Origin of the sequence: Clostridium sp. D33t1_170424_F3 (assembly GCF_015667585.1) — a bacterium.
Lineage (GTDB): Bacteria > Bacillota > Clostridia > Oscillospirales > Acutalibacteraceae > Anaeromassilibacillus.
In genome coordinates this window covers 19285-34532 of sequence record NZ_JADPEG010000025.1, presented here as the reverse complement: position 1 = coordinate 34532, position 15248 = coordinate 19285, and the positions used below count along the sequence as shown (strand labels likewise).

At 55.9% G+C, this 15248-nt stretch carries 12 protein-coding genes; 3 read left to right on the top strand and 9 right to left on the bottom strand.

Annotated features, from left to right (window positions below):
* On the top strand, positions 1-194 hold a 194-nt coding region (locus I4V53_RS13475; protein ID WP_195986216.1), incomplete at its 5' end, for a hypothetical protein.
* 222 nt (positions 195-416) lie between these two features.
* Here the strand turns inward: I4V53_RS13475 and I4V53_RS13470 are convergent.
* The 6 genes from I4V53_RS13470 to I4V53_RS13445 form a co-directional block, all read right to left on the bottom strand.
* Positions 417-1259: a carbohydrate ABC transporter permease gene (locus I4V53_RS13470; RefSeq protein ID WP_195986215.1), complete on the bottom strand. Its 843-nt coding sequence runs from the start codon at positions 1257-1259 to the stop codon at positions 417-419.
* A complete protein-coding gene (locus I4V53_RS13465; protein ID WP_195986214.1) occupies positions 1256-2128 on the bottom strand; it encodes a carbohydrate ABC transporter permease in 873 nt (290 codons plus the stop codon). The genes I4V53_RS13470 and I4V53_RS13465 overlap by 4 nt, the downstream gene beginning before the upstream one ends.
* Complete coding sequence (locus I4V53_RS13460) at positions 2118-3341, bottom strand: ABC transporter permease (RefSeq protein ID WP_195986213.1); 1224 nt, start codon at positions 3339-3341, stop codon at positions 2118-2120. Before I4V53_RS13460 ends, I4V53_RS13465 begins: the two co-directional genes overlap by 11 nt.
* Entirely contained in the window at positions 3338-5116 is a 1779-nt protein-coding gene (locus I4V53_RS13455; protein ID WP_195986212.1) for an HlyD family efflux transporter periplasmic adaptor subunit, read from the bottom strand. The genes I4V53_RS13460 and I4V53_RS13455 overlap by 4 nt, the downstream gene beginning before the upstream one ends.
* An 86-nt stretch (positions 5117-5202) precedes the next feature.
* Entirely contained in the window at positions 5203-7467 is a 2265-nt protein-coding gene (locus tag I4V53_RS13450; RefSeq protein ID WP_195986211.1) for an extracellular solute-binding protein, read from the bottom strand.
* A 208-nt stretch (positions 7468-7675) separates the two neighbouring features.
* Complete coding sequence (locus tag I4V53_RS13445; protein ID WP_195986210.1) at positions 7676-9940, bottom strand: extracellular solute-binding protein; 2265 nt, start codon at positions 9938-9940, stop codon at positions 7676-7678.
* Positions 9941-10240: 300 nt separating this feature from the next.
* Here I4V53_RS13445 and I4V53_RS13440 point away from each other — a divergent pair, with 300 nt between their 5' ends.
* Positions 10241-10912, top strand: coding sequence for a response regulator transcription factor (locus tag I4V53_RS13440; RefSeq protein ID WP_195986209.1), 672 nt, complete (start codon positions 10241-10243; stop codon positions 10910-10912).
* An 18-nt stretch (positions 10913-10930) separates the two neighbouring features.
* Entirely contained in the window at positions 10931-12244 is a 1314-nt protein-coding gene (locus I4V53_RS13435; RefSeq protein ID WP_195986208.1) for a sensor histidine kinase, read from the top strand.
* A gap of 67 nt (positions 12245-12311) precedes the next feature.
* Here the strand turns inward: I4V53_RS13435 and rbr are convergent, their stop codons facing one another.
* The 3 genes from rbr to I4V53_RS13420 form a co-directional block, all read right to left on the bottom strand.
* Positions 12312-12854 carry a rubrerythrin gene (gene rbr, locus I4V53_RS13430; protein WP_195986207.1) on the bottom strand — a complete coding sequence of 181 codons (543 nt, stop codon included), beginning with the start codon at positions 12852-12854 and terminating at the stop codon, positions 12312-12314.
* 345 nt (positions 12855-13199) lie between these two features.
* Positions 13200-14234 (bottom strand): ROK family transcriptional regulator, encoded by a 1035-nt coding sequence (locus I4V53_RS13425; protein WP_195986206.1) that lies wholly within the window; start codon positions 14232-14234, stop codon positions 13200-13202.
* Positions 14235-14246: 12 nt separating this feature from the next.
* A complete protein-coding gene (locus I4V53_RS13420) occupies positions 14247-15128 on the bottom strand; it encodes a PHP domain-containing protein (protein ID WP_195986205.1) in 882 nt (293 codons plus the stop codon).
* Positions 15129-15248 lie beyond the last annotated feature (120 nt).

Genomic DNA, 15248 nt, shown 5'->3' with positions numbered 1-15248 from the left:
TCAATGGAAACGGCTTTACTCCGGCCTTTACAGTGGGTAACGGCAATGTATTGAAGACACAGGCAATTTCCCGCATCGGCAATCTGTATGTTTACAAGGTCTGGGCGGTTGGCGCGCCGGGCGAAAGCGCGGGCGTGTACACCACCTTGCCGGGTGAAGAAGCCCAACAGCACTGTGTGGTAACAGTTGCTTGACAATCGTAGCTGGCTGAAAAGATTGCCAACATAAAACAGAACTTGAAGATGTCCTGTTTTGAAAGAGAAATTTCATTGTGAGGCGCCGCAGGTTTCCAATCCGGAAACCTGCGGCGTTTTTATTGCCTGTGTGAGAAGGCGGGCATATATATACGATCTGGACAGAAAAACAGCAGCGGAAGACTTCCGGTGGAAGTTTCACGCTGCTGTTTTTTTGCAGGTTCAGTCCTTGAGCCCGGAGGCGGCGATGCCCTGCTCCAGATATTTTTGTCCAAAGAAAAAGATCAGCAGGGCGGGCGTGAGCATCAGGACAGAGGCCGCCAAGGAGATGCCCGCGTTGCCTGTGGATATCTGCGGCAGATAAAGGGAGAGCGGCCAGTTTGTTTTGGTTTTGAGAAATGCGAGAGGCTGTTCCAGTGCGTTCCACGATTCCAGGAAGCCCAGCACCACGGCGGACAGGATGCCCGGAGCGGCGAGCGGCAGCCCAATGCGTAAAAACACCTGAAACGGCCCGGCGCCGTCCAGTTCCGCCGCTTCAATGACAGATTTGGGGATCGCGGCGAAGAAGCGGTTCATGATAAACACCGGGAAAGTGGAAAACGCGCCCGGCAGGATAATCGACCACATTGTGTCAATCAGGTTCAGGCTGTCCAGCACCAGATAGTTGGAAACCATCGTCACCTGGAACGGCATCAGCATCAGCGCGATATACAAGGAAAACAGAAGTTTCTTAAAACGGAATTCATAGCGCGCAAACGCCCATGCCGCCGGTGCGCCGATCACCACCTGCCCGATCAGAATCGGAAACACCTGCAGGCAGGAATTCCAGAACATGGCGAAAAATTCGGGCGTGTCCAGCAGCAGCTCCACAAAGGGCTGCAGGGTAGGATAAACCGGCAAAAGCGGCCATGCGGCAAAGCCGGCCGCCCCGGCTTTCAGAACGGGGCCAAGGCTTTCCACCACCTCGCGGGTGCCCATCAGCGAACCCGTCAGAAGCATCCAGATCGGCATCCATGCGGTCAGGGCAACCACCACCAAAAACAGATAAACCAATTTTCTTCTCATTCGTCGTTGCTCCTTCCCAAAAAGAGTTGCAGGATCAGGATGACTGCGAGCACGGTGACGGCCATAACCGTCGCGGCGGCGCACATTTTGTCGATGTCCAGCGTTAAGAACCAATTGTTAAACAGATGCTGCAGCATGTACATGCTGTCGTCCGGATAATCGCCCGCCACCAGGTATGCTTCCCGGAACACCTTGAAAGAGTTCAGCAGGGAAAGTACCGTGATGGTGAACAGTGTGGGCTTCAGGTTGGGCAGGGTAATGCGGAAAAAGGTCTGGAACGCGTTGGCGCCGTCCACCTGTGCCGCTTCAAACAAGCTCCCCGGAATGCTGCTGATGCCGGAGAGCCACAGAACCATGTCATACCCGCTGTTTTTCCAGAGGTAACTGATGATCAGAAGAAGAAAGGCCCAGCTGCTGTGCAGCCAGTCGATGGACGTGCCGCCCATCGCGACGGCGGCCTTGTTTAAGAGACCGTTTTCGTGGAACAACACTTTCCAGATCAGCACAATGGAGGCGACCGGGATCGCCATGGGGATCAAAAAGCTGGTTTTGAAGATGCCGCGCCGCTCCTTGCAGGCATGGACCAGCAGCGCAAGCGCGAGGGAGAGAAGAATCAGCGCCGGAATACACAGCAGGGTAAAACGAATGGTATTCCACCCGGCGAGCTGAAACGCCTTGTTTTGAAAGATAATCTCATAGTTTTTGGTTCCAACAAATTGGCCGCTCATCGCGGAAAAGAAGGAACGCCGCACCGCGTCGATAAAAGGGACCACGACGAAAATGCTGACACAGAGCAGGCTTGGCCCCAGAAACAGCCACGGAAGGATCGCTTTGCGGAATGGAAGTTTTTGGTACGCGTCACGTTTCATGGGACGTTTCCTCCTCTCTCAACAGATAATATCCCCATGCGCGGTATGCGGACCGGCAGAGCGCCGCAGCGGGAAGCGCCAGCCAGAAGGCCCGTGGCAGCTCTGCCGCGCCTTCCCGTGCCAGCCAAAGGACCAGCAGATAGGCGGACAGTAAAACAGCGGCGGCAAAGGGCATCGGATCGCGTACCAGATGCAGCCGTTCCACCGTCAGGACAAACAGAAAGCACGACAGCAGGCAGAACAGCGCACAGGCCAGCAATTGTCCCAGCAAAGCGGCTTCGCGCGGGGTAAACGTCAGGCGCATCAGGCCAGAGAGGTCGGAAACAGCGTTTTCCCACAGGCGGGACCAGAAGGAGAAATCGGACCATTTGCCGGGAATAAAACGCACCGGCGGCAGCGTGTTCATCTGTACCGCCCAGAGAACCGCGCCGCACGCGGGAAGGGCCGCCGCCGCCGCAAGCGCACAGAGCGCCGGGGAACGCCGTGCCGCCAGTACGCCGCGCAAAAGGTACGCCAGCGCGGCAAATCCCAGAACCCAGCCCGGCAGCAGGACGAGCAGCCCTGCCAGCGCCGTCCAGAGTCCGCCGTCTAGGATGCCCTCCGGCAGCGGCAGGCCGTAGCTGGTCAGGAAACTGCGGGTTTGATCTGCGGAGTTGACGCCGTCCTCAAAAGAAAGCTCCAGATTTGAAAAAGAGGTTTTCTCATCTGTGGTCTGGAACATGGCGCTGAGGGAATCGTCCTCGTATACGCCGCGCACGACAAAGGGCTTGCCGCCGCGGAGCAGAGTTTTGCCAATGACGTCCGTGCCGCCCCAAAGGGCGTCCGCCAGCCCCACACTGACCGCGCAGCCGGCGGTATCGCCGCGCGCGGGAAGGGCGCCGTGATGCATCGGATTGGAGAGAATCAGTTCCGGGTTGCCGGAAAGCTCCAGAATCTCTGTGGATCCTCTTTTCAGCTTGGCGCTGTCCTCCAGCATCTCCCCGGAAAGCTCCCGCCAGAGCGCCGCATCGGGAAGGAGCGCCTGTTTCTTTTCCGCCGCCTTCTGCGCGTTCTCCCAGTCCCCGAGCGTGATGCCGCCGTCCGCCTTGTAGCGTACTCCGGCGGCGGGCATGGAAAGAATGCGGTTGGACTGCGATACGGAGAAGAACCAGCAGGCCAGCGCGGCAAGCAGACAAAGCCAGAAGCCGACCCGGCGCTTTCTCGCGGCGGTCAAGGCTGTTCGAGGCGCACGCGGTCGCCCGCCTCCAGAGGACGGTTGCTGCCGGTCACTACCTTATCGTCGGGAAGGAGCGATGCGTTCAGTGCCATGATGGTGCCGTCCTTGTCCTGCACATCGATGCCGACGTGCTCTATGTAGGTTTCCCGTCCCAAAACGCTGTCCCGTTCCCGCACAACGTAGATGAAATCACCTTTACTGTCGGACCGCAGGGCGGTCAGCGGCAGCCGCATGTTATATCGTTTACTGTCCTTTTCCGACTCCATTTTACTGGTTTCGCCGGAAAGATAGGAGCCCTCCGGCAGAGCCACGGTCACGGGGTAAAGGCCGTTCTCGTTCTCAAAGCCGATGGATTGCACGGTGCCTTCCAAATCCTTTTGTTCGCCGTTGCGGCGCAGGTTGAGTTTTACTTGGTCCCCGATGGACAGCCACTTGGATTCCTCCTGTGAAATTTCTGCGATAAAACGGTATCCTTCCTGGTTGGTGCTGAGCACCACTGGGGATTTGCCGTCCGTCTGTGCGCCCGCCTCGCCGTTGACTTCCATGACCACGCCGTCTTCCGGCGCAGCCAGGAGATAATTGCCGGCTTCCAGCGATTGCAGGCTGGCAAGTTCTTTTTCTTTTTGCTGGATTTCCCATTCGCCCGCATTTAGGGAAGCGTCTGTCTGCGCACCGCCCGCCAGCGCGGATTCGTATTGCAGCCGGGCGGCGTCCAGCGCGGCCTGTGCGTCGTCCCGTGCGGTAGGCAGGGCGCGTTTGGCGTCCGCCAATGCGCGTTCCTTTGCCGTGACGTCCTCCTGCGCGGCAGTAACGGCATTTTTAGCCGCTTTGACGTCCGGTTCATCCTCCAGCGTGGAGGAGTCCTTCGCCTGGTCCAGCTTTGCCTGTGCGTCGTCCTGCCGTTCCTTGGCGCGGTTCGTGGACTTTTCCGCTTCGTCCAGCAGGTACCAGCGGTCTTCTTTGGCGCGGGCCAGCGCCTTCTTTGCTGCCTCAATGTCCTCCTCAATGCCGATATCCTTGGCTTCCTCCAGTGCGATGCGGGCGTCGTCCACAGTTCGTTTGGAAGTGGCGTCCGCCTTTTCGTAGGCGGTTTTTGCATCCTGGTACGATTGCTGCGCGTCTTTGAGAGCGGCTTCCGCATCTTTCACCCGGTTTTCAGAGGTTTTCTGGTAGACCTTGGAATACTCCGTCTGCGCCTTTTGTGCTTCAGCCTTCGCTTTGTCCAGATCGGTCTGCGCGTCGTTTGCTTTTTCCACAGCGTCCTGTTCCGCTGTCAAAAGCTTTTTCTGCGCATCTTCCACCGCTTGCTTTGCCGTCGCAAGGGAAACCTTTCCGGATGTATCGGTGACCGACTGCTTGGCCTTGAGGTCTGCCAGCTCGTTGCGCAGCTTTTCAAGCTGCGCTTTGGTATCCTCCGGGTCAAATTCCACCAGGGGATCGCCTTTTTTTACGGTATCTCCCGCGGAGACATACCATTTGACGATGGTCAGCCCCTGTATGGCCTCCATCGGATGGCGCCCCATTGCCTCCACCTTGCCGGATGCCGAGAGCTCTTTGCGGACCGGGCCGGAGGTATACGTCTCCGCCGTGACTTCCGCAACAGTAAGCCCGTTTGCCGCGCGGGACAGTACCGTAAAGACCAGCATCAGTGCGAAGAACCAAGCGAGCAGCTTTGCCGCCGTGCGCTGCGTGGAGGAACCCTGGGCAGGCGTGCCTGCCGCGGCGCGCGCCCGTTCCTGTTGCAGAAAGCTGTGAATTGATTTCCATTTCATTTGGCTGCCCTCCTGTTGATCTGCCTGTGCCGGTTGACCGGCTGATTTATGTTATCAAATGGATCTCTAAAGAATCTGTAAACACTTTATTCCGCCAGGTAAAGTCTGACTTGCTTTTCAATTTCAGCGGCAGCTTCCTCCGGCGATTTCTCGCCTTTCAGGCAGGCGGTTCCCTCGGTCAGCACGGCGTCCATCAAGATGGAATCCTGTACGGACGGCGTGGAGAGCTGGCTCAGAAAATCGGTAAAATCAATAGGAATGACATACCCCATATGATCTGCCATTTCCTCTGCAGAGGCGATTTCCTTCTGCATGGAAGCGTTGTTGACGGGCAGGCCGTCGGTGAACGTATAGTTTTGCACCTCGGTGGAAAGCATCGTCTGGATAAACTGCTGCGCCAGCTCCTGCTGCCCGCCAGCCGCGTTGACGCCTGCCAGAACGCGCGGAATGTAAACGTTCTGCATCTGTCCGGGCAGCAGGCCCAGCGTGGTGTTGGTATCCTGCTTTCCTCCCATGCTGCCGGCGGAACCGGGCAGCGCCAGCAGCGTGTTCATGTCGGCCGGGTACATATGGCTTTCCCCATTCAGATAGCTCATGCCCATACTGTTAAAGGAGTAGCTTCCACCGTCCGTCATAATGGCCATGCCGCCGCCGCTGCCGTCCGGCTTCCATTTTTGCCGGTCGTTTGCGGCGAAGGTCGCTTTTGCTTCGGTTAAAAATTGGATCAGAGCCTGTGTGTTCAGCGTGCTGTCCTGAATCCAGCCGGACGCGCTGGTGCTCGCGAGCAGTTCCAGCAGTTCCTTCGGTTCGCTCACCATCATCAGGGGCTTGTCTTCGTTTTCAGTGGAGAGGTCGGATAATTGATGAATGCCGCTGATTGCGTCCTTATCGCCGATCAGGACCGGCACAGTAAAGCGCGCGGGGAGGACGTAAGTTTTGCCTTTCTTTTGATAGGTGTCCGCCACATTGGAGAGCAGGTCTGCGCCGCTCAGCAAGCCGGAAAGGTCCGCCAAAACGCCCTTTTCGATATAGGAATCGACGGGCAGGCCGTCGAGAATGAGAACGTCCGGGCCTTTTCCCGCCAAAATTTCCGTGTTCAGGGAGCGTACAACATCAGAGGCGGTCACGTTATCGTTTCCCTCCGGGAGGCCGACGCGATAATTGACGTGTACATTTGCATGGCTGCTCTGGAAAGCACTGATCGCCTGCCGCACCGTCGGGAGCTCGCGCAGGGAATAGACAGTCAGCTCCGTATCCGGCACCGTGGGCGTGTCTTCGCTGTATGTATAGTGGAACAGCTTGGAACCGATGGACTGCACATAAACGCTGACGTAAAATCCGCCGTTGCCATCCAGATACAGTCCCGTGGGCGTAACGGAGGGAGAAGTCAGCGACGTGAGGGAACCGTCCACAATCGTTTCCCAAACTGTGCCGCCCGGCGTCAGCCGCTGGATCCCGTTGGAATTGCAATAATAAAGGTCGCCTTCCGCATCGGAGGTCAGGGGTCCGTATCCGGAAGAAGGAGACGCCAGGCTTCGAACTTGGGAGCCGTCCTCCAGACTGTACTGGGTCATGCTTCCCTCATAGTCCAGTGTGTACAGCGATTTGCCGTCCGTTACGGCGCCGCTGCTCTGCACCTTATACTCACGGACCTTTTCACCGGTGGGGGTGTAGCGGTAGTAGGCGCTGTAGTCTCCCAAAAGCAGATCTCCGTTTTCCAGGACGTCCAGGCTGATCGGCATCAGCTCCTCGCCTACGGTTCTGGTTTCAGGCGCTGTGTTTTGATCAGATTCCGCAGCGTCACCGGTATCGGACTTTGTGACAATGCCGTCATCTCCAATATCTACGCTTTTACTGCCGCTGATAGCAACGCCGCCTTCATTTTCCTCATTTTTAGCCGGTTCATCCCAGGAGGGAACCGGGATTTGTTCCGCCGTGTTTCCGTCCGCTGTGTGCAGCAGGCGCAGCTGGTTTTCTTTATCGTGGGCTACGGCGTAAAAGCCGCCCTTGCCGTCTGGTGCAAGCGTCGCATTGGTGTAGCCCTTGAGCCACTCAACCGCTTCTTTTGCCCATTCTCCATCGGCGGATTTTGTGTACCGATACAGGCCGGGCGCCTCCGGTTCGTTTTCCGGATGGAGTGTGGCATAGACGGTGAGATTCTCAGAGCCGTCATAAAATAGCGCGTTAATCACCGCCTTGCTCTCCGGCAGAGCAATTTCCTTTTCTACATAACGGCCCATCGCGGGCGCCGGCGTATTTCCATTTTCCGGCGTTCCGGAATTGCATCCGCTGAAAATGCCGCCGATGAGAAGCAAAGAAAGCAGCGTACATAAACTCTTCTGAAGCTTCATAAATAAATTCCTTTCTTTCAGGCGCTGAAACGCCTTTGTTTGATTTGCCAAGCTGAGTATAGCAAAGTTTTCTCTAAAGTTTCTATAAGACAGCTGGGGTTTTGTGAAGGCTTTCTGAATCTGTGTGAAGCCTTCGTCACATAAAAATGGCGCGCCGCATCAAAATCTGCGGCGCGCTGTGTGAAACCAGAAGATGGTAGGGGGCAGTTTATTCGGATAAATAGATGCGGGTCTGTTCGTTGATTTTCTGTACCGCCTCTTGCGGCGACTGTTCCCCGTTTAAACAGGAAATACCCTGCGTAATGACGACATCCATCAGGACGGTGTCCGGAAGGACGGGGGTGGAGAGAGAAGCGACCAGAGAACGGTAATCTTCAGAGAAGTCAATATCTGCAACCATTTCCTTCAGATCGTCCACAGCTTTGTCAAAAGAGGCGCTGTTGACGCAAATGCCGTCAGTAAACGCATAGTCCTGCACTTCGCGGGCAAGCATGGTTTGAATGAACTCTTTCGCAAGGTCCTTTTGGCTGCCTGCCGCGTTGACGCCAGCGGAAACACGGGGCATAAAAGCGTTTTTTACCTGTCCAGGAATGGATTTTACCATCGTATGGTCCGCTTTTTCCTGGTTGGATACGCCAAACTGCATGGCATACAGGCTGTTGGCGTTGGTCATATACAGTTCGGTTTTTCCCTGCATATACTGCAGGCTCATGAAATCGGATTCGACAAAGTTCATCCCGCCCATACTTGCGGTGATAATCATGGAAGAATTCGGGTCCGCGTCTACGTTATAATGGTATATATCATAAATGGACTTTGCCTGTGACAAAAACTCCGTGATCGCCTCGTCGTCCAATGTGGAGGCGTCTTTTTTCCAGGCGGGGAAAGAGGCGTTGGCCAGCGCGTTTAACAAAAGATCCGGTTGATTTACCAGGAACAGGGAGGAATGGTCCTCCAGTGAGGCGAAGTCGGCTAAACTGTTCAATTGGTTCAGGACGTCTTTATCGCCAACCATGACCGGGATGGTAAAGCGGGTTGGAATAGCATAGGTTTTCCCATCCTGCTGGAAGATGTTTGTAATATGATCCAGCAGTTTTTCCCCTTGCATAATAGAGGAGATATCCTCCAACACGCCTTTTTCAATATAGGAATCGTAGGGTAGGCCGTCCAGAATCAAGACGTCCGGACCCTTGCCGGCGAGAATTTCGGTGTTTAAAGAGCGTACAACGTCGGAGACCGTGACAGCCTCCTCGCCGTCGGGCAGGCCGACTGTATAGTTAACATAGACGTTTGGGTGGTTCTGCTGGAAAACGCCGATGGCCTGGCGGACGGTGGGGCTTTCCTTCAGAGAGTAAACCTTCAATTCTGTGTCCGGAACGGTGGGAGTGGAATCACTGTATGTACAGTGTATGATTTTAGAGCCGCCTGCGATGGAATTCAGAAGGACATAAAAGCCGCCGTCTCCATCCGACACAAGGCCCATCACCATGACGGAGGGCGTGCTCATGATGGAAAGAGAACCGTCCATCATGGTTTCCCAAACAGAACCGCCGGGGGCGAGCTTTTGGATGCCATCTGCGCTACCGTAATAGAGGCTGCCGTCCGTGTCCGTGACAAGATTGCCGGAGGAAGTGGTAGCGGGCATGGAGATGGTGGAAACCTGGCTGCCGGATTCCAGGTCGTATTGGGTTATGTTTTTCTTGTAATCAAGGACAAAAAGGTCTTTGCTGTTGGCGGTGCTTCCCATAGAGTCCCCCTTGAATTGTTTGATCAACGTACCGTCGGGCGCATAGCGCAAAATGCCCTGGTTCATGGTACTGATCAGTAAGTCTCCATTTTCCAGCAGGTCCATAGACAGAATGCTAAGCGACTGCCCAAATTTGGGAGAATTTTGAGAGGCATCACTGCCGCCTTCCTCGCCGTCCTCCAAAGAGACGCTGCCCTGCTCACCGACGACGACGGACCCGCCTGCCATGGAAAAATTCAAGGAGCCGTCTTCTGAGACGCTGTCGTTCCAAGAGGGAACGGGGATTTCCTCCTGCGTCTTGCCGTCTGTGGTGTGCAGCAGATGCGGCGTATTGTTATCTTCGTTGACAATCGCGTAAAAACCGCCTTTGCCATCCCCGCAGATGGCCCGCAGATTTCCGTTCGGTACGGAATCCATCCAGGAGACGTCCTGTTCCTCCCAGGTTTTTCCGTCCTTGCTGCTGTAATGCCTGGGATGGGATGTCATGTTGTCCGGGGAGTAGGTGCCCCAAAAGTGCAGGCTGCCGTCTTCATTCCGGATCAGTGCCTTTGGTTTGGTTGTGTTTTCCGGCAGGCCCAGGTCCTGTTCAATGTACCGGCCCATGGCGGCGGTGGGGCTCGCATCCGGGCCGCTGGTGGAAGGATTCCCGCCGCCGGTGCAGCCCACGATGCCTGCTGCAAGGCTGAACGTTAAAATACCGCTGAGAAGCTTTTGCATGATACGCATGAATGTTCCCTCTTTTCTGTGCTTTTTCCACGGAATCGCGGTGGAAAGATTGCATACTGTTTTTGACAGTTTTGAGTATAGCACGGAAATCTCTAAAGATCCTATAATCCGACTTAGAGATAAAATAAAGAATAACAGGATAAGATAAGGGCAATCGCTTTGCGCGCGTGCGCGTGATTTTAAGTGTAATCGGTTTTTTCGATAAATGGGGGAACTTTGAAGTACATCGGCTTCAAAAGAAGGCCGTTTCAAGTGAGATGTGCTATAATAAAAATAATGTATCAACAGGGAGGAATCAACATGCGGATTCTGATGGTGGAGGACGACGAAGAGTTGAGCGAGGCGGTCCATGTTTCACTGGCGGAAAATGGCCATACAGTGGATGTATGCCATACCGGAGACGACGGCCTGCATTTTGCCCGCCAAAATGCCTATGACTGTATCCTTCTGGACCGGATGCTGCCCAATATGGACGGGCTGACCATTTTGCGGGAAATCCGGCAGGCAGGCGTGGCCGCGCCGGTGATTCTGGTGACGGCGATGAATGGGATTGGAGACAGGGTGGATGGGCTGGACACCGGAGCGGACGACTATCTGGTCAAGCCCTTTGCCATGGAGGAACTGTTGGCCCGCATCCGCGCGCTTTCCCGCCGCCCGCAGCAGTGGGAAAGCGCGCAGGCGCTGGTGCGCGGGGACCTGACGTTGGATACGGATATTCTTACGCTGACCGGCCCTTCCAGCCGGGTGACGCTCTCCAAACGGGAGGCACAGCTGCTGGAATTTTTTCTGCGCAATCCCAGCCAGATTTTGCCGCGCAGCCTGCTGCTGTCCCGCGTATGGGGGCCCGACGCGCCGGTGGAGGACGGCAATCTGGACAATTATATCCACTTTCTGCGCCGCCGCCTGCGCACTGTGGGCAGCGGGCTGAGGATTGAGACCATCCGCTCCGTTGGATACCGGTTCAACCTGTAACGCGAAAGGAGAAGGGCCATGCTGAAAAAACTGCGTCTGCGCCTGACGCTGCTCTGTTCCCTGCTGACCGGCCTGGTCCTGCTGTGCATGGCGGCTGCGGTGATCGCTGTTTCGGAGGGACAGGCAAAGCAGGCGAACGCAACCGCGTTCCAAAGCAGCATCAATACGATTGTATTTAAGCTGCAGAGCGACCAGTCCGTCAGCATTACCTGGCTGGCACAGCTGGAGTCCAGCGAGCGCCTTTTGATCCATATTGAGGACAACGGTACGCCGCTGTTTTTCCGTGGCGCGTGGAGTCCGCAGACATCGCGCGGCGAGCTGGTTGCCGCCGCCAAGGAAAAAGCAGGGGAGCTCGGGGTCAACGCCGCCGCGCCGCCGGCTTCCCGGCTGGAAACCAGCTCCGTGCAGTTTGAGCTGCGCGGGGAGCAGAGGGAACGGTATCTGGCGGCGGTGGTGCAGATTCCCACCAGCCGCAGCTGGCAAAGCCTGACCCTTTTGCGCGACATGACAGATAAGGATGCGGAGATGCGGCAGCAGCGCTTCTTGTATCTGGGACTCGCGCTGCTGTCCGTGCTGGCTTTGTTTGTCGTCAGTTGGTGGTTTGCGGGTCGGTCCATCAAGCCGATTGAGGAAAATACGCGCAAGCAGGTGGAATTTGTCGCGGCTGCTTCGCACGAGCTGCGTTCTCCGTTGGCGGTCATCCAGGCCAGCGCCGCCGCGATGAAGGCCGACCCGGAAAAGGCGGAGCACTTTCGCGGCAATATTGAACGCGAATGCACCCGTATGGGCCGTCTGGTAAGCGACCTGCTTTTATTGGCGGGCAGTGACGCAAAGACCTGGAGCATGCAATTTTCCTCCGTAGAGCTGGACACGCTGCTCATCGAGACGGTGGAGCTGTTCCGCCCTCTGTCTTGGGAGAGAAAGCAAAAGCTGACACTGGAGCTGCCGGAGGACGAGCTGCCGGAACTGCGCGGGGATGCGCAGCGGCTGCAGCAGGCGCTCTCCGTGCTGATCGACAATGCGCTGCACTATACGCCGGAGGGCGGCAGAGTGGCTGTACGGGCGATCAACGGCCCAAAATCCGTGCGGCTGGAGGTGGAGGACAACGGCCCTGGTATCCCGCCGGAGCATGCGGCGCATATCTTTGACCGGTTCTACCGCGTGGACAAGTCGCGCAATGATAAAAGCCATTTTGGCCTGGGGCTGAGCATCGCGCAGGAACTGGTCCGGCTGCACAACGGCAGGATTTTTGTACAGGCGGCGCCGTCCGGCGGCGCGCTGTTTGTTGTTGAGCTGCCCGCCGCTGCGCGCAGAAGCGGAAAAGAAGCATAGAAAAACGCGGCGAGCCCCCGGATTCCAGCCGGAATCCGGGGGCTCGCCGCATGTTAAGTAAAGAGGATCAATAGTTTTTGGCGAGAAGCTGGAAATAGGACTGCGGATGTGCACAGACCGGGCAAACCTCCGGTGCTTTCTTGCCTACGACGATGTGGCCGCAGTTGGAGCACTGCCAGATTGCATCGCCTTCTCTGGAGAAAACAAGGCCTTCCTCCACATTTTTCAGCAGGTTGAGATATCTGGCCTCGTGTTCTTTCTCGATCTTGCCGACCATCTCAAACAGCGCTGCAATGCGGGTGAAGCCCTCCGCGCGGGCGTCTTCGGCAAACTGCGCGTACATATCGGTCCACTCGTAGTTTTCACCAGCGGCTGCATCCTTCAGGTTGGTTGCGGTGTCTGCGATTTCGCCGTCGTGAAGCAGTTTAAACCAGATTTTGGCGTGCTCCTTTTCATTGTTGGCGGTTTCCTCAAAGAGGTTAGCGATCTGTACATAGCCGTCCTTGCGCGCCTTGGACGCGTAGTAGGTATACTTGTTTCTGGCCTGCGATTCCCCTGCAAATGCCGCCTGCAGATTGGCTTCCGTTTTTGTTCCCTTAATATTTTCCATCCTGTATTCCTCCTGTTAAGTTAAATATAATAATTATTATTGATTTTGTGTCTATATATTACCACCGGAGGAAGAAGTTGTCAAGGGGTTTCTGGGAAAATTAAGAACAATTATCAAGTTTTAGATAAATCGGAAGTGCACACAAAAGTAATGATTTCTGTAATCCGAGGGCACAGCCTCTGCAAATTATATAAGCGAAGACGGCTGTACTGCCATCTCCCCGGGGAAGTGGCAGTACAGCCGTCTGTGTTAGCACAAAAATAGAAGTGACAGAGGTTTTCACGATGCTTGCAGACAAAAATTCACGCGCACAAAAGCAGGCCCTCGCAGATGCAACCGCCGCTATTACAGGGGAAGCTGCGGAATCAGGGTCTCCACAGTCAGATGATGCAGGCCAGATAGGTAATCTTCCCGGAAATGGCAAGAGCTGACAAGTTCCGGCAGCATCAGGTCCGTAATGTGTTTTTTTAGATAGAGGGACAGAGCGGATAGGTCCACGGGCTTCTCCACAAACCAATCGCCGCCCACAACGACCAGCGCGGGATTGGTTACGCAGCAGAGGATCCCGATCACATAGGCGATCGCATCCAGAAAGGCGTCTTCCGTCGGGGCGTTCGTCAGAACGCTGTTTAATGTGCCGCCACCTGGCATGGGGAGAAAACCCAGCTCCCCGGCGAATTGCCGCGCGCCGTGTACAACCCGGCCGTCCGCGATGATGCCGGCTCCGGCGCAGGCTTTATTAAAATGGATATAAACCATGTTCATCTGCTCAAAGCTGTGGGTTGGCTCCTGTTTCCCATACCGCAGGCAAAAGCCCAGCGCGGCGGCGTTCAGGTCGTTTTCCAGAATAAAGGGCCTTTGACAAACCGCCTGAATCTGTTTTCCCACATCGCTGATTTTCCAGGAATTGCTGTCTAAGTTGGTGAGATAGCGGCTGCTTTCCACGATTCCCGGTACGCCAACGCCTACCGCGCTGACCGAATGCTTTGCTGTGATTTGTGATAAGAAGCTGACGACGGCGGTTTCCGTCCGGCTTTTGTCGATCATGAAAAAGCCTTCTTCCAGACAGGCGCCGGTCAGGCTGCAGACGCGGTAAGGCAGGGCGCTTTCTTCCAGGTAAAAAGAGAGGATGGCGTGCTTTTGCGGATTCAGCGCATAGCGCTGCGCCCGCCGCCCGCCGCTGGACTGGTCCAACTGTGTTTCGATAATTTCCCCTTTGGCTGTCAGCTCCTCCAGCAGGGCGCGTACGGTGGTGACGCTGATCCGGGTCTCTTCCGCCAATTCCGCGCGCGTAGCGGTCTGCATGGAAATCAGGGCGCGGTAGAGCAGGTCTGTGTTCATCCGCTTCATGAGTTCCGGCTTGGCAGGTATGCTGTGCATCGGTTTTCCTCCTTATTGGGGCTTTTGGCATTCCAGCCCGTATAGTAATTCTGCTTCATGCCCACCGCATTCCGTGCCGCCGAGCCGAATGCTGGGCTTGATCTTACCGTGAAAGTCGCTGCCACAGCTGACGGCAAGAGACAGTTTTGCCGCCTGTTCCAGATAAAAGGCGGTTTGCTCCGACGAGTGGTAACTGCTGTAGGCTTCCAAACCCTTTACACCCTGTGCGGCAATGTCCGCCAGCAGTTCGGCATTTTCATGGATATTGTTGCCCGGATGTGCCAAAACAGGCACGCCGCCTGCTTCTGTGATCAGTTCAACGGCTTTCTTCAGGCTCATAAAGATGACCGGCACATAGGCGGGCTTACCCTGCGAAAAAAAGTCCCAATAAAAATTGACAAAGGGATTGTCGCTGCGTGTGCCGCCGGACTGGTAAGGAGCCAGCAGGGGATTTTCCGGGTCCTGCTCCAAAGCGGCCTCTGCGATCATTTCGCCTGTGACCACACCCTGTTTGGCGGAAAGTAGGGCGTCGCAGGTTTTTAATTGAATGCCCAACGCCTTGGCAAGCTCGATGCGCTTGCTTCCAGCGCGCTGTTCCTGCTCCCAGATGTCCTGCTCCGCTGCGGCAAAGCCGGGGTGTGAGGGATCGATCCAGTAACCGAGCAGGTGCAAATCAACGCCCTGATGGGTGCAGTCCAGTTCCACACCGGAAATACAGGTGATACCCAGCGCTTCTGCGCGTGTCTGCGCCCGTTGGACCGCACGTGTGGAATTGTGGTCCGCGACGGCGGCGGTACGCACGCCGTTCTGTACGCAGAGTTCCATCAATTCCTCCGGCGTATATTCTCCGTCGTCGCTTTGATTGGAATGCATGTGTAAATCCAGCCAGCTCATAACTGCTCCTCCTTAATATCGGAAACTTATAAAAGATATTAATAAAAGTATAGCGAACGGCGTGGCGTTTGTCAACTGAGAAATGATGGAGCGACTCCGAGTCGGTAGGAATCCACCGCC

Coding starts and splice junctions, on each gene's coding strand:
- I4V53_RS13470 (WP_195986215.1), bottom strand. CDS start 1,259: ATGAGAAGAAAATTGGTTTATCTGTTTTTGGTGGTGGTTGCCCTGACC.
- rbr (WP_195986207.1), bottom strand. CDS start 12,854: ATGGAAAATATTAAGGGAACAAAAACGGAAGCCAATCTGCAGGCGGCA.
- I4V53_RS13435 (WP_195986208.1), top strand. CDS start 10,931: ATGCTGAAAAAACTGCGTCTGCGCCTGACGCTGCTCTGTTCCCTGCTG.
- I4V53_RS13440 (WP_195986209.1), top strand. CDS start 10,241: ATGCGGATTCTGATGGTGGAGGACGACGAAGAGTTGAGCGAGGCGGTC.
- I4V53_RS13455 (WP_195986212.1), bottom strand. CDS start 5,116: ATGAAATGGAAATCAATTCACAGCTTTCTGCAACAGGAACGGGCGCGC.
- I4V53_RS13465 (WP_195986214.1), bottom strand. CDS start 2,128: ATGAAACGTGACGCGTACCAAAAACTTCCATTCCGCAAAGCGATCCTT.
- I4V53_RS13445 (WP_195986210.1), bottom strand. CDS start 9,940: ATGCGTATCATGCAAAAGCTTCTCAGCGGTATTTTAACGTTCAGCCTT.
- I4V53_RS13425 (WP_195986206.1), bottom strand. CDS start 14,234: ATGCACAGCATACCTGCCAAGCCGGAACTCATGAAGCGGATGAACACA.
- I4V53_RS13450 (WP_195986211.1), bottom strand. CDS start 7,467: ATGAAGCTTCAGAAGAGTTTATGTACGCTGCTTTCTTTGCTTCTCATC.
- I4V53_RS13420 (WP_195986205.1), bottom strand. CDS start 15,128: ATGAGCTGGCTGGATTTACACATGCATTCCAATCAAAGCGACGACGGA.